19 protein-coding genes are annotated in these 20,782 nt (G+C 64.0%); 3 read left to right on the top strand and 16 right to left on the bottom strand.

What is annotated here, in order from left to right; translation table 11 throughout:
- Positions 1–21: 21 nt before the first annotated feature.
- The 9 genes from ACX12D_RS04765 to cmk all read right to left on the bottom strand — a co-directional run bounded on the left by ACX12D_RS04765 (position 22) and on the right by cmk (position 8,906).
- Positions 22–402 carry a ComEA family DNA-binding protein gene (locus ACX12D_RS04765; RefSeq protein ID WP_441640764.1) on the bottom strand — a complete coding sequence of 127 codons (381 nt, stop codon included), beginning with the start codon at positions 400–402 and terminating at the stop codon, positions 22–24.
- A 185-nt stretch (positions 403–587) separates the two neighbouring features.
- Positions 588–1,583, bottom strand: coding sequence for an ADP-glyceromanno-heptose 6-epimerase (gene rfaD / locus ACX12D_RS04760; RefSeq protein ID WP_441640763.1), 996 nt, complete (start codon positions 1,581–1,583; stop codon positions 588–590).
- Positions 1,584–1,623: 40 nt separating this feature from the next.
- Positions 1,624–2,571 (bottom strand): D-glycero-beta-D-manno-heptose-7-phosphate kinase, encoded by a 948-nt coding sequence (gene rfaE1 / locus ACX12D_RS04755; protein ID WP_459373115.1) that lies wholly within the window; start codon positions 2,569–2,571, stop codon positions 1,624–1,626.
- Positions 2,572–2,641: 70 nt separating this feature from the next.
- Positions 2,642–4,015 (bottom strand): UDP-glucose dehydrogenase family protein, encoded by a 1,374-nt coding sequence (locus ACX12D_RS04750; RefSeq protein ID WP_183032078.1) that lies wholly within the window; start codon positions 4,013–4,015, stop codon positions 2,642–2,644.
- Between the two features lie 66 nt (positions 4,016–4,081).
- Positions 4,082–5,329 carry a lipopolysaccharide assembly protein LapB gene (lapB, locus tag ACX12D_RS04745; RefSeq protein ID WP_459373114.1) on the bottom strand — a complete coding sequence of 416 codons (1,248 nt, stop codon included), beginning with the start codon at positions 5,327–5,329 and terminating at the stop codon, positions 4,082–4,084.
- A gap of 3 nt (positions 5,330–5,332) precedes the next feature.
- Positions 5,333–5,662, bottom strand: coding sequence for a lipopolysaccharide assembly protein LapA domain-containing protein (locus tag ACX12D_RS04740; protein ID WP_183032076.1), 330 nt, complete (start codon positions 5,660–5,662; stop codon positions 5,333–5,335).
- A gap of 205 nt (positions 5,663–5,867) precedes the next feature.
- Entirely contained in the window at positions 5,868–6,365 is a 498-nt protein-coding gene (locus tag ACX12D_RS04735) for an integration host factor subunit beta (protein ID WP_441640759.1), read from the bottom strand.
- A 32-nt stretch (positions 6,366–6,397) separates the two neighbouring features.
- Positions 6,398–8,092, bottom strand: a complete 1,695-nt coding sequence (gene rpsA / locus ACX12D_RS04730; RefSeq protein WP_006158411.1) for a 30S ribosomal protein S1 — start codon at positions 8,090–8,092, stop codon at positions 6,398–6,400.
- A gap of 151 nt (positions 8,093–8,243) precedes the next feature.
- Positions 8,244–8,906, bottom strand: coding sequence for a (d)CMP kinase (gene cmk, locus ACX12D_RS04725; protein WP_183032074.1), 663 nt, complete (start codon positions 8,904–8,906; stop codon positions 8,244–8,246).
- A gap of 145 nt (positions 8,907–9,051) precedes the next feature.
- Here cmk and ACX12D_RS04720 point away from each other — a divergent pair, with 145 nt between their 5' ends.
- Positions 9,052–9,285 carry a DUF2061 domain-containing protein gene (locus ACX12D_RS04720; RefSeq protein ID WP_459373113.1) on the top strand — a complete coding sequence of 78 codons (234 nt, stop codon included), beginning with the start codon at positions 9,052–9,054 and terminating at the stop codon, positions 9,283–9,285.
- On the opposite strand, the gene aroA is transcribed toward ACX12D_RS04720, so the two are convergent.
- From aroA to gyrA, 7 genes are all read right to left on the bottom strand, one after another.
- Positions 9,286–10,596 carry a 3-phosphoshikimate 1-carboxyvinyltransferase gene (gene aroA / locus ACX12D_RS04715; protein ID WP_459373112.1) on the bottom strand — a complete coding sequence of 437 codons (1,311 nt, stop codon included), beginning with the start codon at positions 10,594–10,596 and terminating at the stop codon, positions 9,286–9,288.
- 94 nt (positions 10,597–10,690) lie between these two features.
- Complete coding sequence (locus ACX12D_RS04710; protein WP_459373111.1) at positions 10,691–11,599, bottom strand: prephenate dehydrogenase; 909 nt, start codon at positions 11,597–11,599, stop codon at positions 10,691–10,693.
- Between the two features lie 140 nt (positions 11,600–11,739).
- Positions 11,740–12,855 carry a histidinol-phosphate transaminase gene (gene hisC, locus ACX12D_RS04705; protein ID WP_459373930.1) on the bottom strand — a complete coding sequence of 372 codons (1,116 nt, stop codon included), beginning with the start codon at positions 12,853–12,855 and terminating at the stop codon, positions 11,740–11,742.
- Positions 12,856–12,899: 44 nt separating this feature from the next.
- Entirely contained in the window at positions 12,900–14,039 is a 1,140-nt protein-coding gene (pheA, locus tag ACX12D_RS04700) for a prephenate dehydratase (protein ID WP_441640755.1), read from the bottom strand.
- Positions 14,040–14,158: 119 nt separating this feature from the next.
- Positions 14,159–15,319 carry a 3-phosphoserine/phosphohydroxythreonine transaminase gene (serC, locus tag ACX12D_RS04695; RefSeq protein ID WP_459373110.1) on the bottom strand — a complete coding sequence of 387 codons (1,161 nt, stop codon included), beginning with the start codon at positions 15,317–15,319 and terminating at the stop codon, positions 14,159–14,161.
- Positions 15,320–15,441: 122 nt separating this feature from the next.
- The gene (locus ACX12D_RS04690) at positions 15,442–16,005 is read right to left on the bottom strand and encodes a DUF2059 domain-containing protein (protein ID WP_459373109.1); all 564 of its coding nucleotides are present in this window, start codon (positions 16,003–16,005) and stop codon (positions 15,442–15,444) included.
- Positions 16,006–16,086: 81 nt separating this feature from the next.
- Positions 16,087–18,801: a DNA gyrase subunit A gene (gene gyrA / locus ACX12D_RS04685; RefSeq protein ID WP_441640752.1), complete on the bottom strand. Its 2,715-nt coding sequence runs from the start codon at positions 18,799–18,801 to the stop codon at positions 16,087–16,089.
- A 458-nt stretch (positions 18,802–19,259) separates the two neighbouring features.
- Here gyrA and ompA point away from each other — a divergent pair, with 458 nt between their 5' ends.
- Together ompA and ubiG are read left to right on the top strand one after the other, a co-directional pair.
- Positions 19,260–19,919 carry an outer membrane protein OmpA gene (gene ompA, locus ACX12D_RS04680; protein WP_441640751.1) on the top strand — a complete coding sequence of 220 codons (660 nt, stop codon included), beginning with the start codon at positions 19,260–19,262 and terminating at the stop codon, positions 19,917–19,919.
- A gap of 111 nt (positions 19,920–20,030) precedes the next feature.
- Positions 20,031–20,780: a bifunctional 2-polyprenyl-6-hydroxyphenol methylase/3-demethylubiquinol 3-O-methyltransferase UbiG gene (gene ubiG / locus ACX12D_RS04675; RefSeq protein ID WP_459373108.1), complete on the top strand. Its 750-nt coding sequence runs from the start codon at positions 20,031–20,033 to the stop codon at positions 20,778–20,780.
- Positions 20,781–20,782: the final 2 nt, after the last annotated feature.

Raw genomic sequence — 20,782 nt, 5'->3', positions numbered from 1 at the left:
CGCAGCACGCCCGCGGCAGCCTTAGCGAACGGCCTTGGCCGGCGGCTTCTCCGTCTTGGCGTCCTTCTTGGCCGGGGCCGCCGCAGCCACCGTGGCCTTCGGCGCCGCGGCGCCGCCGGCGCCGATGGTCATGCCGGCCTCCTGCAAGCGCACGACGGATTTCTGCCCCAGGCCCTTGACCCGATCGGCGAGATCCGCGGCATCCTTGAAGGGACCACCCCGGCTGCGTTCGCTGACAATGGTGCTGGCCGTGGCCGGCCCGATGCCCTTGAGCGACACCAGCGCGGCCTCATCGGCGGTATTCACATCGACCGCCGCAAACGCGGCGCCCGAGAGCGAGAACCAGACGGCGGCGGCCAGCAGGACCTGCCTGGACGCGCGCGTCAGAGTTGGCTTGAACATGGGAGTTTCTCCTATCCGTTGATGAAGGTCGCTTCGCCCTGGCTGGACGAAGCAACACGCAGGATAGGAGCGCGCAGCCGGCTTGGCGCACCCCGCAACAAAAGTTCACCTCAACGCTACCGAGGTGTCTCCACAACGCGCGAAAGGCGTACAAAAGGCGCCTTGGCGCGCGTGTTTTTGCGACCTCAGCCCTTGTTCTGCAGCAGCCAGCGGCAGTAGCGCGATACGCCTTCTTCCACGGTGTAGAAAGCATCCTTGTACCCGGCGCCACGCAGGCGCGAGACATCGGACTGGGTGTAGCACTGGTACTTGCCGCGCAGCGCGTCGGGGAACTTGATGTATTCGACCAGCCCCTCCTGCACCATCTCGTCGAGCGTCAGAGGGGGCCGGCCGTCGGCCTCGCGCAGCGTGTTGACGACGGTCGCGGCGATGTCGTTGAACGGTTGCGCGCGGCCGGTGCCGAGGTTGAAAATGCCCGACTTGTCCGGATGCTCCAGGAAGAACAGGTTGACCTTCACCACGTCTTCCACCGAGATGAAGTCGCGGGTGTGGCCACCCGGCACATAGCCGCCATACTCGCCAAACAGCTTCACCGTGCCATCGGCGCGGAACTGGTTGAAATTGTGGAACGCCACCGAGGCCATGCGGCCCTTGTGCGCTTCGCGCGGGCCATACACGTTGAAGTAGCGAAAGCCCACGATCTGCGACAACGCGGACGGCAGCTTGCGCCGCACCACCTGGTCGAACAGGAACTTCGAGTAGCCGTAGACGTTCAGCGGCTTCTCGTATTGGCGCTCTTCCTTGAACACCTGCGAGGCGCCATAGGTGGCCGCCGACGAGGCGTAGAGGAACTGCGTGCCCTGCTCCAGGCAGGCATCCATCAGCGCCTGCGTGTAGCGGAAATTGTTCTCCATCATGTAGCGGCCGTCGGTCTCCATGGTGTCGGAGCAGGCTCCCTCATGGAACACCGCACGTACCTTGCCGAACTCCCCGCGCTTGAAGCGCTCGAGAAACTCGCTCTTGTCGAGGTAGTCGCGGATCTCGCAGTCGACGAGGTTGTGGAACTTGTCGGCGCGCGTCAGGTTGTCGACGGCGACGACATTGTCGTCGCCACGCTCGTTCAGGCCCTTGACGAGGTTGCTGCCGATAAAGCCGGCAGCGCCGGTTACGATGATGGTCATGGTCGTGTGGGCTCAAACGAGCCAGGAGGCAGCGCGGCCATTACGCCGGCGCGCCGAACAATTCAGGATAGGTGACAACCGCGGTGCCCAGCTTGCCCACCACGATGCTGCCAGCGCGATTGGCGTGCTGCACGGCCTCCTTGAGCGGCACGCCCGCGCCCAGCATGGTCGCCAGCGTGGCGATCACCGTGTCGCCGGCGCCGGACACGTCATAGACTTCGCGCGCCTGCGCCGACACGTGCAGCACCTCGGCTTCGGTGTAGAGCGTCATGCCCTCTTCCGAGCGCGTCAGCAGCAGCGCTTCGAGATGCAGCTCGCGCCGCAGGTTCTGGGCCCGGATGGTGAGATCGGACTCGGTCTTCCAGGCGCCCACCACGTGCCGCATCTCGGCACGGTTGGGGGTGATCAGCGTGGCGCCGCGATAGCGTGAGTAATCGTCGCCCTTGGGGTCGACCAGCACCAGGCAGCCCGCGGCGCGGCCCGCCTCGACCATGCGGCCCACGTGGGCCAGGCCGCCCTTGCCGTAGTCTGAGAGCACCAGGACCTTGTACTCCTTGACCAAGGCCAGGAATCGATCCTGCACCGCAGCCAGCACTTCATGTCCCGGTGCGTTCTCGAAGTCCACGCGCAGCAACTGCTGCTGGTGCGCCACCACGCGCAGCTTGATGGTGGTGTTGACGCTGGGGTCGCGATGCAGGTAGGGCTGCACGTGGCTGGCGCTGAGCAGCGCCTCCAGCGTGCGGCCGGGCTCGTCATCGCCGACCACGCCCAGCATGCCCACCTGGGCGCCCAGCGCGGCGGCATTGCGAGCCACGTTGGCAGCGCCGCCAAGGCGTTCGTCGCTGCGCTTGATCTGCACCACCGGCACCGGGGCTTCCGGGGAGATGCGCTCGACATCGCCGAACCAATAGCGGTCGAGCATCATGTCGCCCGCCACCAGGATGCGCGATTGATTGATCTGTTGCTGCGGAATATGGTTCTTGCTCATGGACATCCTTGGCAACACAGCCCGGTCCGTCAGCCGGGGCGTTGGCTTTTCGTTCCCGTTGGGTTGCGTTTCAGCGCGTCGTGGTCGGCCGCCCGATCGCATGATATTCGATGCCCGCTTCCTGCATGGCTTCGGGCTCGTACAGATTGCGTCCGTCGAAGATGACGGGAGCCTTCAGGCGGCGCTTGATCTGATTGAAATCCGGGCTGCGGAACACCTTCCATTCTGTGACGATGACCAGGGCATCGGCACCGTCGAGCGTGTCCATCTGCGCGTCGCTGAAATGCACGCGTGCAAAACCACCGTCGATGTGTGCGAGATCGAGGGCCAGCGCATGCTTGGCCTCGGCCATCGAGATCGGATCATGCACGCGCAGCGAGGCGCCGCGCGACACCAGCGCTTGCGCCAGCACCCGCGACGGCGCTTCGCGCATGTCGTCGGTATTGGGCTTGAAGGCCAGGCCCCAGATCGCAAAGGTGCGCCCGGTGAGATCCTCGCCGAAGCGGCGCACGACCTTGTCGGCCAGCACCTGCTTTTGCGCGTCGTTGACCGCTTCCACCGCTTCCAGCACGCGCATGGGCTTGCCATGCGCGCTGGCGGTGCGCATCAGCGCCTGCACATCCTTGGGGAAGCACGAGCCGCCGTAGCCGGCACCGGCGTACAGGAAACTATAGCCGATGCGCGGATCGGAACCGATGCCCATGCGGACCAGCTCGATATCGGCACCGACTTCATCGGCCAGGTTCGCCAGCTCGTTCATGAACGAGATGCGCGTGGCCAGCATCGAGTTGGCGGCGTATTTGGTGAACTCGGCCGAGCGCACGTCCATATAGAACGTACGCTCGTGATTGCGGTTGAAGGGCGCGTAGAGCTGGCGCATGATCGCCTTGGCATGCCGGCCTGCCACGTCGGCATTGCAGCCCAGCACGATACGGTCGGGACGCATGAAGTCCTCCACCGCGGCGCCTTCCTTCAGGAATTCCGGATTAGAGACCACCGAGAACTGCAGGTCCTCGAGGCCGCGCGCGGCCAGCTCTTCACGAATGGCTTCGGCGACACGATCGCCGGTGCCGACCGGCACGGTGGACTTGTCCACCACCACCTTGAAGCCGGTCATGTACTTGCCGATATTGCGGGCAGCCGCCAGCACATATTGCAGGTCGGCGGAGCCATCCTCATCGGGCGGCGTGCCAACGGCGATGAACTGCACGTCGGCATGCTCCACGCTGGCCGCCACATCGGTGGAAAACGTCAGCCGGCCAGCCTCGCGATTACGCTGGATCAGCTCTTTCAAGCCCGGTTCATAGATTGGCACGCCGCCGGCATTGAGCATCGCGATCTTGCGTTCGTCGACGTCCAGGCAGAACACATCGTTGCCCAGTTCGGCCAGGCAGGCCCCGGTCACTAGACCGACGTAGCCGCTGCCGATAATGGTGACTTTCATAACTTGTACTCCAGATAGGGATTGGCGTGCGACGCTAAAGCAATAACATCGACATCGGCGCCAGCATCAGCCGAGCGCCTCGGAACGGCGCGGTGCATAGGTTTCCCAGCGGTTGCAGCCAGGGCACTGCCAATAGAACAACCGGGCGCGGAAACCGCACTCGCGGCAGGTATAGCGCGCCAGGTTACGTGTGCGGTGCTGCAGCAGGTCGCGAATCGCCGACACCTCCTGCTCATGTTCGATATCGTGGGCGGAGCCCGCCGGATCGCCATCAGCCGCGTCAGCCACATCAGCCGCATCGGCCGTGACAGCCACGCTGGCTTGCGCAACCTCGGCGGCCTGCGCCTCAAAATACTTGGTCAGGGCCTGCAACGACGGCTGCCGGCGCAATTGCTCGCGCATCAGCACGGCCGCGGCATGCGCGCCATGCTGCTCCAGCTCGGCGCGATAGGCACTATCGAGCAACTCGGCGGCCAGGTTCGTCTTCAGCAGGCCGCGCAGCCACTCCAGCGCCCGGCCATCGTCGCCGAGCTGGCGGTACGCCTTGACCACGCGATCCGCCACCAGCGGCAGGTAAGACGCATCCTGTTTCTCGATGCCCAGCCAGTGGCCAAGCGCGCCTTGCGCGTCGCCCGCGGCCATGGCCACATCGCCCAGCAGCATCGGCGCACGCACATTGGCGGGGTTTTCCTTGGCGGCCTGCTGCAGCCAGCCGATGGCGTCATCGGGCTGCTTGCGCTGCAGCGCGTCCTGCGCCAGTTCGCAGCAGAACTGCGCGATCTGCACGCTGTAGTCCTTCTGCTCCAGCGGCTGCAGCTCGCGTGCCGCATCGATGGCTTTCTTCCACTCTTTCTCGACTTCGTAGAGCTCCAGAAGCACATGCTTGGCCGGGGCCGCATACGGCCCTGACATCAGCCGGCGCAGCGATTCCTCCGCACGGTCAAGCAGGCCGGCGCGCAGGAAATCCTGGCCCAGTTCATAAAGCGCGTGCTCGCGCTCGGCATCGGGAAGATCCTGGCGGCTAGCCAGGTTCTGGTGCACGCGGATGGCGCGTTCGGTTTCACCACGCCGGCGGAACAAAGCGCCGAGTGCAAAGTGCAGCTCCGTGGTCTCGGGGTCCAGGCGCACCACCTCGATGAACGCGTCGATGGCTTGGTCGGGCTGCTCGTTGAGCAGGAAATTCAGCCCCTTGAAATAGGAGCGCGGCAGCGCGCCCTGCTCGCTCATCAGCTGGCGCGCATCGAAGCGGGCAGCCATCCAGCCGAGGCCGAAGATGAGCGGCAGCGCCAGCAGCCACCAGGTTTCAAAAATCATGGGTCAGACTTTCGGGCCAACTACGTTGTAAGGAATGCCGGAACCTGCCGCGGCCTGTGGGTCGCGCGCACTTTCCGCCGACTGGCTGCGCGCCTCGCCCAGCGCACGCCGCAGCCGGCCCGCCTCCATGCGCTGTCGCATCAGCACGGGCGCCAGCGCGGCGAGCGCGGCGAGGATGCCCAGCCCGAACGCGGCCAGCAAGATCAGGATCAGCGGCGCGCGCCATACGGCATCAAAAAAGAGCTGCAGCGAGACGTCGGCGGTATTGCGCAGCGCCAGCACGAACAGCAGCGCAAACAGGACGATGCGTATGATCCAGGCGACAAGTTTCATGCGGGCTTCATGCGGCAGATGGGATGAATCGGACTCCGGTGATGCGGACGCCGGCGGGCGGCGCCCCCTCGGTGGATTCCCGGCATTGTAGCGGAATCGCCTCGCGCCAACGGTAACGTCTTGTATGCTCGCACAATGAAAAAGCGCCCCGATAAGGGGCGCTTTTTTGACTATCCAGGCACATCACGAGCCAGACGCAGCGGATTCAGGACTGGGCCAGCTTCAGCCCGCCATCATCATGCAAGGCGTTGCCGGCAGCGGCCGCCGGCTTCGCCTGGCCAGGCGCGGTCACATGACCCGCACCAGCGGCAGCGCCATGGCCATTGCTGCCACCATGGGTGCTGCCATTCGCATTGCCGTTGCCAACGTGACTTCCGTTGGCATTGGCGCCAGTGCCGCCGCTTCCTGCCTGCGGCAGCGCCGGGCTGCGATCGACTCGTTCACGCAACTCCTTGCCCGCCTTGAAGTGCGGCACCCGTTTCTCGGGCACCAGCACACGTTCGCCGGACTTGGGGTTGCGTCCCACGCGCGGCGGACGCCGGTTCAGACCAAAACTGCCGAATCCGCGAATCTCGATGCGGTGGCCATCAGCCAGCGCTTCGGACATCGCGTCGAGGATCGTCTTCACCGAGATGTCCGCATCCCGCAGCAACAGCTGCGGGAACCGGGCAGCCAGTTTTTCGACAAGCTCGGACTTGGTCATGGGCATCCGCTAGCAGGCGTAAGAACCAATGCTTACTGGTTGTCCTGGCCGAGCTTGGCCTTCAGCAGCGCGCCCAGGTTGGTCGTGCCAGCCGTGCCGGTGTCGGCAGCGAACTTTTGCATGGCTTCTTGCTGCTCGACGTTGTCCTTGGCCTTGATCGACAGGTTGATGTTGCGCGACTTGCGGTCGACGTTCACCACCAGGGCGGTGATTTGTTCGCCTTCCTTCAGCACGTTGCGAGCATCTTCCACGCGGTCAGCCGAGATTTCGGATGCGCGCAGGTAGCCTTCGACGTCATCAGCCAGTTGCACGACAGCGCCCTTGGCATCAACAGTCTTGATCGTGCCGTTGACCAGGGAACCCTTGTCGTTAGCCGAGATGAAGTTGTTGAACGGGTCGCCCGACAGCTGCTTGATACCCAGCGAGATGCGTTCCTTGTCGACGTCGATGCCCAGAACCACGGCTTCCACTTCGTCGCCCTTCTTGTACTTGCGCACGGCTTCTTCGCCGGTTTCTTGCCAGGACAGGTCGGACAGGTGCACCAGGCCGTCGATGCCACCGGGCAGGCCGATGAACACGCCGAAGTCGGTGATCGACTTGATCTGGCCGCCCAGCTTGTCGCCCTTCTTGTGGTTACGGCTGAAATCGTCCCACGGATTGGCCTTGCATTGCTTCATGCCCAGGCTGATACGACGCTTGTCTTCGTCGATATCCAGAACCATGACTTCGACTTCGTCGCCCAGCTGGACAACCTTCGACGGAGCGACGTTCTTGTTGGTCCAGTCCATTTCGGAAACGTGGACCAGGCCTTCGATGCCGGCTTCGATTTCAACGAATGCGCCGTAGTCGGTCAGGTTGGTCACCTTGCCGAACAGGCGGGTGCTTTGCGGGTAACGACGCGAGATGCCGACCCACGGATCTTCGCCCAGTTGCTTCACGCCCAGCGAGACGCGGTTCTTCTCTTGGTCGAACTTGAGGATCTTGGCGGTGATTTCCTGGCCAACCGACAGCACTTCGCTCGGGTGACGCACACGACGCCATGCCAGGTCGGTGATGTGCAGCAGGCCGTCGATGCCACCCAGGTCCACGAATGCGCCGTAGTCCGTGATGTTCTTGACGATACCGTTGACGATGGCGCCTTCCTTCAGGGTTTCCATCAGCTTCTGGCGCTCTTCGCCCAGGGTCGCTTCCACAACCGCGCGGCGCGACAGCACCACGTTGTTGCGCTTGCGGTCCAGCTTGATGACCTTGAATTCCAGGGTCTTGCCTTCGTACGGCGTGGTGTCCTTGATCGGACGCACGTCGACCAGCGAGCCCGGCAGGAACGCGCGGATGCCGTTGACCATGACGGTCAGGCCGCCCTTGACCTTGCCCGTGACCGTGCCCGAGATGATTTCGCCGTCTTCCAGCGCCTTCTCGAGGTTCAGCCACGATGCCAGGCGCTTGGCCTTGTCGCGGGAGAGGATGGTGTCGCCATAGCCGTTCTCGAGCGCGTCGATGGCCACGGAGACGTAGTCGCCGGCCTGCACTTCGAGTTCGCCCTGGTCGTTCAGGAACTCCTCCACCGGCACAAAGGCTTCCGATTTGAGGCCGGCGTTGACGACCACGAAATTGTGGTCGATGCGCACGACTTCAGCGGAAATCACTTCGCCAGCCTTCATATTGGAGCGGGCGACGGATTCCTCGAACAGTGCGGCAAAGGATTCGTTAGTTTGCAGGTCGGACATAAACTTGAGTATCAATCCGCAGTACTCGGGCCGGCGCGTGGATCGCGCTCAGTCTGCACCGGGCAGCGGGGTCAGGTTGAACAACACCGGCGGATCTGCGTTTGCAGGCTCTGCCGGCACTTCGGTGTTGCAGCGGCTGGACTGGCGCGGGTCAGGAACCCGGCGCGCCATACCATTGCAGCACCTGCGCCACCGCCTGATCCACCGTCATGTCGGAGGTATCGAGCAAGTGCGCATCCTCTGCGGGACGCAGAGGCGCGGCCGCGCGGGAGCGATCCCGCTGGTCGCGCGACTCAAGGTCCCGCAAAAGGTCTTCGATATTAGCAGAAATTCCCTTATCAATCAATTGTTTATAGCGCCTGCGAGCGCGCGCCTCGACACTTGCCGTCAGGAACACCTTCAGCCGGGCATCCGGGAAAATCACGGTGCCCATGTCGCGGCCGTCGGCAACCAGGCCGGGCAGCTTGCGAAAACCGCGCTGCAGCGCCGTCAGGGCGTCGCGCACCGGCTGGTGGACGGCAATCGCAGAAGCACGGTTGCCGGTGGCTTCCGCGCGGATGGCCAGGCTGACCTCCTCGCCGCGCAGCCAGACACGGTCGGGCCCGAACTTCACATCGAGGCGGGTAGCCAGGCTGGCCAGCCCCTCCACATCCTGCATGTCGATGCCCGCACGCTCGCTGGCGAGCGCCACCAGACGGTACAACGCACCGCTGTCCAGCAAATGGAAGCTGAGCGCGTCGGCCACCTTGTGCGCTACGGTGCCCTTCCCCGATGCGGTGGGCCCGTCGATGGTGATGACGTCGACGATAGTCATTGTTTATTAAGACAGAACAAAATATTGATTTCTTAAATCAATTGAGAATCATTAGCATGGGGTTCATGACGGGCACCCGACAAAATCGCAGGCCCATACAGCAAACAACTAGCAAACAACCGACATCTTCGCGAGGCAATCTACCATGGCCAAGACCCTGTCGTTCGGCATCATGCACGTTGTCATTGCCTTTGGCGTCACTTATGCGCTGACCGGCAATCTGGCGGTCAGCGGCGCCGTGACGTTCATCGAGCCGGCAGTCAACACTGTGGCGCATTACTTCTTCGACCGCTACTGGGAACGGCGCGAACCCGGGGCGAAGCACGAGCCCTTGCCCCAAACCGGGCGCGGCGGCGATGGCCTGCCACTTGCGGCGTGATCAGCGCGCCACCGCCCCGAACACCTCGAAGTAATCCGGGAACGTCTTCGCAACACAGCCAGGCTCGTTGATGCGCACCGGCAGCGGACCGAACGCGGCCAGCGAAAAGCACATTGCCATGCGGTGGTCATCGTAAGTATCGATGCCGGCGGCCGGGGTCTGCCAGGCGGATTGGGCCGGCGGCGTCACCTTCAGGTAATCCGCACCCTCCTCCACCTCGACGCCCAGCTTGCGCAACTCGGTAGCCATGGCGCTGATGCGGTCGGTTTCCTTGACCCGCCAGCTGGCGATATTGGTCAGCGTGGTGGGCCCTTCGGCGAACAGGGCCGCCACCGCCAGGGTCATGGCAGCGTCCGGAATATGGTTGCAGTCCAGCTCGATGCCATGCAAGCGGCCATCGTCGCGCTCGGTGCCGCGGACCTCGATCCAGTTGGCGCCGGCCATCACGTTAGCGCCCATGCGGTTAAGCGCCTCGGCAAACTTGACGTCGCCCTGGATGCTGGCCATGCCCACGCCCTCCACCCGCAGCGGGCCGCCGCCGATGGCGCCCGCAGCCAGGAAGTAGGAGGCCGAGGACGCGTCGCCCTCGACAAAAATCTCGCCCGGCGAGCGGTATGCCGCGCGTGCCGGCAGGATGAAGCGTGACCAGCCCTCGCGCCGGATCTCGATGCCAAAGCGCGCCAGCAGGTTGAGCGTGATCTCCACGTAGGGCTTGGAAATCAGCTCGCCCACCACTTCGATCTCGATGGTGTCGCCAGGCGCATCGGCCAGCGGCAAGGCCATCAGCAGCGCCGTCAGGAACTGGCTGGACACGTCGCCGCGCACGCGGATCGGCGCATCGATGCGAATCCGCGCGGGAGAAATCTGCAAGGGCGGATAGCCCTCGGTGCCAAGGTAAGCGACGCTCGCGCCAATCTGGCGCAGACCATCGACCAGATCGCCGATCGGCCGCTCATGCATGCGCGGCACGCCGGACAGCTTGTAGCTTCCGCCCTGCAGCGCCAGTGCCGCGGTCAGCGGGCGGATGGCCGTGCCCGCATTGCCCATGAACAGCTCGGCGGCCTTATTGGGGAATTTGCCGCCCACGCCGCGCACCACGCAAGCGCCATCCTCATGGCGCCATGCCACGCCCAGCGTACGCAGTGCCTGCAGCATCACGCGCGTGTCGTCCGAGTCGAGCAGGTCGCACACGCGGGTCTCGCCCTCGGCCAGCGCCGCCAGCAACAGGACTCGGTTCGAGATGCTCTTGGAACCCGGCAGGCGAACCGTGCCCGAAGCGCGAGTGAAGGGGCCGAGCGTGAGATGTTCCATGGTTTGCATGCTAGTTGGCGGGCGGCTTTCGATGAAAGGCGCGCCGCTTTCGTTGGTGACGTGGCGTTCGTGTAGCGCCGGGTTGCGTGGGTGATCAGGGCTCGGCGTTGACAGCCGGCGCGCGCTGCGCGCCCCATTGCTGCCGCACCTGGCTAGCGCGCTGGAAAATACGCTCCAGGCCCTCGCCGTTGCTGTTTTCGATCAGGGTCTTCAGATGCGCCAGCATGGCCTGGTAGGTGCTGAGCTCGCTCAACATCGCCTCGCGGTTGCCAACGCAGATATCGCGCCACATCTCCGGCGACGACGCCGCGATCCGGGTGAAATCCCGGAAGCCGCCGCCGGCGAAATCGAGCTTGAGCGCCGCGTCTTCGGCATTGGCCACCTGGGCCACCAGCGCATAGGACAGCAGGTGCGGCAAATGGCTGACGGCGGCAAACACGGCATCGTGCTGCACGGCCGACATCACGCTGCACTGGGCGCCCGCGGTCTCCCACATGGCGCGCACGGCCACTACGTCAATGCGGGAATTTTCCTGCAGCGGGCACAGTACGACCTTCTTGCCGACATAGAGATCGTCCAGCGCCGCTTCCACGCCATGCAGCTCGCGCCCGGCAATCGGATGGGCTGGCACGAACTGGGCCGCCTTGTCGCCCAGCGCGGTCTTGGCCGCCATGATTACGTCGGCCTTGGTGCTGCCGGCATCCGTGATGATCGTAGCTGGCTCCAGATGCGGCTCAAGTGCATGGAGCAGCGCAAAGGTCTGCGCCACCGGCGCGCACAGCACGATCATGCTCGCGCCCTTGGCGGCGTCTTCCAGTGAGGCCGCCTCGTCGATCACCCCCAGCTTGAGCGCACGCTCGAGCGAAGCTTGCGAGCGGCCGACGCCGACCACCGTGCCGACCGCACCCGCGCGCTTGAGCGCGAGTGCCAGCGAGCCGCCGATCAGGCCGACGCCGACAATGACGACACGAGGAAAAAATGGAGCGGACGCAGGAACGGTCACGGGGATACGCTGCCAGGCGAGGAAGTTCGGGAATCCGATATTGTAACTTCTCCGCCGGGGGGCGGCGCCGGCATTGCGCCTTTGCGCAAGCTGGCATGGCGCCGGCCCGCGAAGGGCCGGGGCCTTGCTTGCAACAGCGCTTACTTGAGGGCCTTTTCCAGCGCCACGATAAACGCCGCGTTTTCCTCAGGCAGGCCGATGGTGATGCGCAGCCATTGCGGCAGGTTGTAATTGCCCACCGGCCGCACGATCACGCCCTGCTTGAGCAGCGCCAGGTTGACGCGCGCGCCGGCGCCATCGTCCTGGCCCACGCGCACCAGCACGAAATTGCCCGAGGACGGCACGTACTGCAGGCCGAGCCGCTCGAACGCCGCCACCAGTTGCGCCTTGCCGGCACGGTTTAGCTCGGCGCTGCGCTGCAGGAAGGCCACATCGCCCAACGCCGCCACCGCCGCTGCCTGGGCCAGGCTGTTGACATTGAAGGGCTGGCGGATGCGGTTGAGCAGATCGGTCAGCGCGGGCTGCGCCACGGCGTAGCCAATGCGCAGCCCGGCCAGGCCATAGGCCTTGGAGAAGGTGCGCGATACCAGCAGGTTGGGATACTTGCGGACCCACGCGATCGAATCGTACTGCTGCGCGTCGTCCAGGTATTCGTTGTAGGCCTCGTCCAGCACCACCACGACGTCGGCCGGCACCTGGGCCAGGAAGGCCTCGATCCCTGCGGCCGGCAGGAAGGTGCCGGTCGGGTTGTTGGGGTTGGCGATAAAGACCAGGCGCGTGTCCGGAGCGATGGCCGCGGCCATGGCGTCGAGATCGTGGCCGTAGTCGCGCGCCCTGACCTCGATGGCGCGTGCGCCGACTTCCTGCGTGGCCAGCGCGTACACCGCGAAAGAGTGCTCCGCATAGACGATCGACTCGCCCGGCTTGACCAGCGCATGCGCCGCGATTTCCAGGATGTCGTTGCTGCCGTTGCCCAACGTGAGCCAGTCGGCCGGCACGTCGAAGCGGGCCGACAGCGCGCCCTTCAAGGCGAAGCCATTTGCGTCCGGATAACGGCCCAGGTCAGCCACGGCGGCAGCGATGGCGGTCCGGGCCGATTCGGGCATGCCGAGCGGATTCTCGTTCGACGCCAGCTTGACGATGGTGGACTCGTCCAGGCCAAACTCGCGCGCCACTTCGGAAATCGGCTTGCCCGGCACGTACGGGGAAATCGCCCGCACATACTCGGGACCGAACTGCTTGCCCTGCTCTGCCATGTTCATTCCTTCTCTGAGACGTTGTTAGCGGATCGCCGATCCTGTTACCGGCTGGACGGATACGAACCCAGCACCTTGAAGTAAGCCGCGTTGCGGCGCAGCTCTTCCAGCGCGCGCGCCACTGAAGCATCGTTCTGGTGGCCTTCGACGTCGACGTAGAAGTAGTACTCCCACGCGCCGCTGCGCGCGGGGCGCGACTCGAACCGGCACATCGACACGCCGTTGTCGGCCAGCGGCGCAAGCAGCTGGTAGACGGCGCCGGCCTTGTTGGGCACCGAGAGGATCATCGAGGTCTGGTCGCTGCCGGAGGGCTCGGTCTCGTAGCGGCCGATCACGGCGAAGCGCGTGCGGTTGTGCGGATCATCCTGGATGTGCGTGCGCACCAGATGCAGGTGGTAGCGATTGGCCGCCGACTCGCCGGCGATGGCCGCAACAGTGGGATCCTCGCTGGCCATGCGTGCCGCTTCCGCATTGCTCGACACCGCCTGGCGCTCCAGGTGCGGGTAGTTGGCCGTGAGCCAGTGCTGGCACTGCGCCAGCGCCTGCGCGTGCGCGCGCACCACGGTCACGCCCTTCATATCGGGCGACGACGCCATCAGGTTGTGGTGCACCTTCAGCGCGATCTCGCCACTGATTTTCAGCGAGGTCTGCAGGAACAGGTCCAGCGTGCGCGAGACCGCGCCCTCGGTGGAATTCTCCACCGGCACCACGCCGTACTCAACGGTCCCGGCTTCCACCGCGCGGAACACCTCGTCAATGCTGGGGCAGGGTACGCCGCTGACCTCGTGGCCAAAATGCGCGTACAGCGCCTGCTCGGAGAAGGTGCCCGCCGGGCCGAGGAAGGCCACCTCGAGCGGCTTCTCCAGCCCGCGGCAGGCCGACATCACTTCACGCCAGATTGCCGCCACGCTGTCGTCCAGCAGGGGGCCAGGGTTGGCCCCCTGCACCTTGCGAATCACCTGCAGCTCGCGCTCGGGACGGAACACCGGCGCGCCGTACTTCTTCTTGACCTCGCCCACATCGAGGGCGAGTTGCGCGCGGCGGTTCAGCATCGCCAGCAGTTCGCGGTCGAGCGTGTCGATCTGCTCGCGCAGCGGCGTCAGCTCGACGCCCAGCGCCTTTTCGGCCGCGCCATTGTCCTGCAGCGCCTCCCCCTGCGCACCTTGCTTGTCTTGATTTGTCATTGTATGAATCCGCTACGCCACACCATTGCGCAGTGCCAACGGCAGTGGAAATGGCCCTGGAAAAAAACCGAATCGGCACCGCCGCGGCATCGCCAAACGATGCCGCAGCGAACAAAGGATCAGGCCGCGGTCCGCTCGAACTCGCGCATGTACTCGATCAGGGCGGCAACGCCCTCGATCGGCATGGCGTTGTAGAGGCTGGCGCGCATGCCGCCGACCGACTTATGGCCCTTCAACTGCACCAGGCCATTGGCGCGCGCGCCTGCAAGGAAGGCGTCGTTGCGGGATTCGTCGGCCAGGAAGAACGGCACGTTCATGCGCGAGCGGCTGCCAGGATCGATCTCGTTGCGGTAGAACGCGCTCTGGTCGAGGAACTCGTACAGCGCGTGCGACTTGGCGATATTGCGTTGCTCGATGGCGCCTACCCCACCCTGCGCCTTGAGCCACTTGAAGACCAGCCCGGCGATATAGATGGAATAGGTCGGCGGCGTGTTGTACATCGAGTCATGCTCAGCCACCAGGCGCCAGTTGAAGGCGGACGGGCACAGGGGATGCGCATGGCCCAGCAGGTCTTCGCGCACGATCACGATGGTCAGGCCAGCCGGCCCGATGTTCTTTTGCGCGCCGCCGTAGGCTACCTGCACGCGCGACCAGTCAACCGGGCGCGACAGGATGTGGCTGGAGACGTCGGCGACCACGACCGGCCCGCCGTCGCGGTGCTGGCCAATGTCGGGCACGTCCTGGAACTCCACGCCAACGATGGTTTCATTGGTGCACAGGTGCACGTAGGCAGCATCGTCCGACAGCTTCCAGTCAGCCACATCGGGGATGCGGGCAAACTTTTGCGCGGTGCTGGTGGCAGCGATATTCACCTCGCCGTAGCGGCGCGCTTCCTGCTCGGACTTGACTGACCAGGTGCCGGTGACGACGAAATCCGCCTTGGGACGATCCGCGTCCACGCGGCGCATCAGGTTCAGCGGCACGATGCCGTTCTCGCCGATGGCACCGCCCTGCAGGAACAAGATGCGGAAGTTCTTCGGCACCTGCAGCAGCTCGCGCAGGTTGGCCAGCGCCTCGGCCTGGATGCTTTCGAACTCGCGGCTGCGGTGGCTCATTTCCATTACCGAGACGCCGGATCCGTGCCATGACAGCATCTCGTCGGCTGCCTGCAGCAGCACTTCGGTCGGCAGGGCCGCCGGGCCGGGCGAGAAGTTATAGACACGCTCTGCCACGGCGCGCTGCATCATGGCGGCAAGTGCTGGATTCTGGGGTTCGTTCATGGATCGGGATGGAAATGAAAAATGGCTGCCGGTGTTACCCAAGCAGCCATTATCCATCAAACCCGCGCCAGATTGGGGCGGCGAGGACAGCGCCCCGCCCGCCCGGCCTGCCCGCCGGCGAATTACTTCGCCGCGGCGGCGATTTCCTTCTCGGCGGCGTCGCGCATCGACTTGCCGACTTGCGGGCCGTACTTTTGCATCATCGAGCCCCAGATTTCCTGGGTCGCCTTGCCCTGGTTAGCCATGAACTTCTGGCCGGTCGGCGACTTCAGGAACGTGGTCAGGTCCTTGATTTCCTGGGCGCTGTAGTACTTGCCGAAGGCGTCGTAGTGGGCCTTCATGGCATCGCTCTTGAAGCCATCGGTGGTGAACGCCGTGCCGGCGCCATCGACCATGCGCTGCACCGCGCCGTTCTTCTTGAGCTTCTCGACAGCAGCCTGCTTTTGCTTGTCGTTGAGCGTCTTGTTCTCGACCAGCACCTGCTCCAGGACCATGGGCGCTTCCTGCTTGGCGCCTTGCTGCCAGTTCTCGGCCTGGCCCTTGACGGCCTGGTCGGCTTGCATCACGGTCAGCAGTTCCTTGATGGCAGCGGTCTTGTCGGCGTCCTGGGCATGTGCCGCGTTGGCCAACATCATGGCCGGTACGAAGGCAGCCAGAACAGCGATACGTCGATAGGTTTTGAGCATTGTGACTCCCTTGTAAATATGTCCGTTTTAGTCCCGCAGCCGGCAATCGAGTTCCGGATAACGGGTCAATGTTGCAACAACTTACGAATTTGATCCTGTATCAGGCGTGCCGGCGCCGGTGCCGTCCTGCGCACCTGCCTGCTCACCGTCGGCAGCCGGAGCCGCCGCATCCACCGCGTCAGCGCCTTCTTCGAGTTCGTCGCCCGCCACACCGTTGTCGGCGTCGCTTTCGACGATTCGCTGCAGGCCGGACAGCTTGGTGCCCTCGTCCACGTTGATCAGGGTCACGCCTTGCGTGGCACGCCCCATCTCGCGGATTTCAGACACACGTGTACGGATCAGCACGCCGCCGGTCGTGATCAACATGATCTCGTCCTCCGGCGATACCAGCGCGGCAGCCACTACCCGGCCGTTGCGCTCGCTCGTCTGGATCGCAATCATGCCCTTGGTGCCACGGCCGTGTCGAGTGTACTCGGCGATCGGGGTGCGCTTGCCGTAACCGTTTTCGGTGGCGGTCAGCACACTGCCCACTGCGACGGCCTGCTCGCTGGTCTCGGCCGGGGCCACCAGCATGGCGATCACCGTCTGGCTTTCTTCCAGATTCATGCCGCGCACGCCGCGGGCCTGGCGGCCCATCGGACGCACGTCGTTTTCGTCAAAGCGCACGGCCTTGCCGGAATCCGAGAACAGCATCACGTCGTGCTGGCCGTCGGTGACGGCAGCGCCGATCAGGTAGTCGCCCTCATCGAGGTCGACAGCGATGATGCCGGCCTTGCGCGGGTTCGAGAACTCGGTCAGCGCCGTCTTCTTGACGGTGCCGCGCGCGGTGCTCATGAAGATGAAGTGCTCGGCGTCGAACTGGCGCACTGGCAGGATGACGTTGATCTTCTCGCCATCGGACAGCGGGAACATATTGACGATCGGCCTGCCGCGCGAGTTGCGAGACCCCTGCGGCACCTCGTACACCTTCAGCCAGTACAGCCGGCCGCGGTTCGAGAAGCACAGGATGTAGTCGTGCGTGTTGGCGACGAACAGCGTGTCGATCCAGTCGTCTTCCTTGGTGGTGGTCGCCAGCTTGCCGCGGCCGCCGCGCTTTTGTGCGCGGTACTCGGAAATCGGCTGGCTCTTCATATAGCCGCTGTGCGACAGGGTCACCACCATGTCCTGCGGGGTGATCAGGTCCTCGGTATCGAGCTCGGTCGCGTTGAGCTCGATGTGCGAGCGGCGCAGGTCGCCGAACTCGGCGCGGATGGCGGTCAGCTCGTCGGTGATGATGGTGCTGATGCGCTCCGGGCGCGACAGGATGTCGAGCAGGTCGGAGATGACCGCCATGACATCACGGTATTCCTGAACGATTTTGTCCTGCTCCAGGCCCGTGAGGCGCTGCAGGCGCATCTGCAGGATTTCCTGGGCTTGCGAGTCGGACAGGCGGTACAGCCCGTCAGCTTGCATGCCGAAGATGGCCGGCAGGCCGTCCGGGCGGTAGGACGCCCGGCCGCCGGCGGTGTCGCCTTCAGCGCGTGCCAGCATTTCGCGCACCAGGCTGGAATCCCAGGCCTTGGCCATCAGCCCTTGCTTGGCGATGGGGGGGGTGGGCGCCGCCTTGATGATCGCAATGAACTCATCGATGTTGGCGAGAGCCACCGCCAGGCCCTCCAGCACGTGGCCGCGCTCGCGCGCCTTGCGCAGCTCGAACACGGTACGGCGGGTGACGACCTCGCGCCGGTGCGACAGGAAGCAATCCAGCATCTGGCGCAGGTTCAGCAGGCGCGGCTGGCCATCGACCAGCGCCACCATGTTCATGCCGAAGGTGTCCTGCAGCTGGGTGTGCTTATATAGATTGTTAAGCACGACCTCCGGCACTTCGTTGCGCTTGAGCTCGATCACCACGCGCATGCCGGATTTGTCGGACTCGTCGCGGATATCGGAGATGCCCTCGACCTTCTTGTCCGTCACCAGCTCGGCGATGCGCTCGAGCAGGGTGCGCTTGTTGACCTGGTAGGGCAGCTCGTCGACGATGATCGCCTGGCGCTGGCCACGGTCGATATCCTCAAAGTGCGTCTTGGCGCGCATGACGACGCGGCCGCGTCCGGTGCGGTAGCCTTCGCGCACGCCCTGGATGCCATAGATAATGCCGGCGGTCGGGAAGTCCGGCGCCGGAATCAGCTCGATCAGCTCGTCAATCGTAGCTTGCGGATTACGCAGCAGATGCAGGCAGCCATCGACCACTTCGTTAAGGTTATGCGGCGGGATATTGGTGGCCATACCCACCGCGATACCCGACGAACCATTAATCAGCAGATTCGGAATGCGTGCCGGCAGAATCAGCGGCTCATGTTCGGAGCCGTCATAATTCGGCCCGAAATCGACAGTTTCCTTATCGATATCGAGCAGCATCTCGTGGGCAATCTTGGACAGGCGGATTTCGGTATAACGCATGGCTGCCGCGTTATCCCCGTCCACCGAACCGAAGTTACCCTGGCCATCGACCAGCATGTAGCGCAGCGAGAAATTCTGCGCCATCCGCACGATCGTATCGTATACAGCAGTGTCGCCGTGGGGGTGATACTTACCAATCACATCCCCTACGATACGGGCCGATTTCTTGTACGGCCGGTTCCAGTCGTTGTTAAGCTCATGCATCGCATAGAGCACACGCCGGTGTACCGGCTTCAAGCCATCCCGCACATCGGGAAGCGCGCGCCCGACGATCACGCTCATGGCGTAATCGAGATAGGAACGGCGCATTTCCTCTTCGAGGGAGACCGGAAGGGTTTCTTTGGCGAATTGATCCATTGCGGCGTGGGTTATCCGGCGAATTTAAACAGAAGGCACCCAGGTGAATCGCCATTCGCCGAAGCGGCGTCTGACAGGTGGGCAACGTGACATTCTAACATGCGCGGCTGCCCTCTCCCGCAGCCGCGGCGCCCCCCTTGGCAGGGGCTTCGGCAGCGCCCGGAAAGCACCCGCAAGGCCGAGTCGAAAATCCTGCAAGCACGGCCTGACAAGGGTTTGCGGGCATCGCAAGGGCCATGTTGCACAAACACCACAGGCCTAAAACCCATTGATGGAATCGAATATATTTACTTCTTAGGAAACGACCCTTGTGGCACAATTCCCCAGCGAAGAGCCAGACATTGTTCGAAGTGGAGCATACACCGCATCGAGAATGTTATACTCCGAAGAATGTATGACTAGTTTCCGTCCATTTGCTCGCAGTAACCCTGCGGTGATCTCATCCTGAGAGGAGAAATATGAAAAAATTTGCCAAGCTCGCGCTCGTTGCAGCTACCGCAGTAATGGCTGCATCCGCTCAAGCCCAGTCCGTCCCCTACGAAAAGAAGGCTGTGAACGATAACTGGGGCAACGGTACGAGCGAGTACGTGTGGAAGAATGGCACGAACGAGCTCTGCTGGCGCGACAGCTCGTGGACCCCGGCCACCGCCAACGCCCTGTGCGACGGCGCCCTGGCTCCGGCGGTCGCTCCGGCTGCCCCCTCGGTGGCACCGGTTGCTCCTCCGGTTGTTTCCAGCGAAAAGGTCACTTTCGCTGCTGACACCCTGTTCGATTTCGACAAGGCTGTGCTGAAGCCGGAAGGCAAGGCCAAGCTGGACGACCTGAGCTCCAAGCTGTCGGGTATCACCCTGGAAGTGATTATCGCAGTTGGTCACACCGACTCGTTCGGTTCGGACAAGTACAACGATCGCCTGTCGATCCGCCGTGCTGAAGCCGTCAAGGCCTATCTGGTCAGCAAGGGCGTGGAAGCCAACCGTGTCTACACGGAAGGCAAGGGCAAGCGTCAGCTGAAGGTTGACCCGAAGTCGTGCAAGGGCAATCGCAAGGCACAAATCTCGTGCCAGCAGCCGAATCGTCGCGTGGAAGTCGAAGTGGTCGGCACCCGCAGCGCACGTTAATCGGAACCTTTCCGATGAAAGAAAGCCCAGCGCAAGCTGGGCTTTTTTTTTGATACAGTCGCAGCATACCCTCCGCCTTCACGCTGCCGCCCTGGTGGCGCGCCAAACTCCATGACGCAGATATCCTCCCCGCTCCATCCGACCGTTGAAACCACCTTGATCGGCAAGAACGCCGACGCGCGCGAAATCGACAAGTTCAGCGAGCTGGCCCATCGCTGGTGGGATCCGGAAAGCGAGTTCAAGCCGCTGCACGAGCTCAACCCCCTGCGGCTCGGCTGGATCGACGGCATCGCCAGCCTCAAGGGCAAGGACGTGGTCGACATCGGCTGCGGCGGCGGCATCCTGGCGGAGAGCATGGCGCGCACCGGCGCCACGGTGCGCGGCATCGACCTGTCCACCAAGGCACTGAAGGTCGCCGACCTGCACAGCCTGGAGTCCGGCGTGACCGTGACCTACGAAGAAATCGCTGCCGAAGCGCTGGCGGCGCGCATGCCCGCCAGCGTCGATGTGGTGACCTGCATGGAAATGCTGGAGCACGTGCCCGACCCGCAATCGATCCTGCGCGCCTGTGCCACGCTGGTACGCCCGGGCGGCTATGTGTTCTGCTCCACGATCAACCGCAACCTCAAGGCCTATCTGCTGGCCGTGGTCGGCGCCGAATACGTGCTCAAGATGCTGCCGCGCGGCACGCATGACTACGACAAGTTCATCACGCCGTCCGAACTTGCCCGCTACGCCCGCAACACCGGACTCGAGCTGGTCGAGATGCGCGGCATGACCTACAACCCGCTGACCCAGGTCTACTCGCTGGGCCGGGACACCGATGTGAACTATATGATGGCATTTCGCCGGCCCGCCTGAAC

Source organism: Cupriavidus sp. PET2-C1 (assembly GCF_054515855.1).
This window is presented reverse-complemented; position numbering and strand designations above follow the sequence as displayed.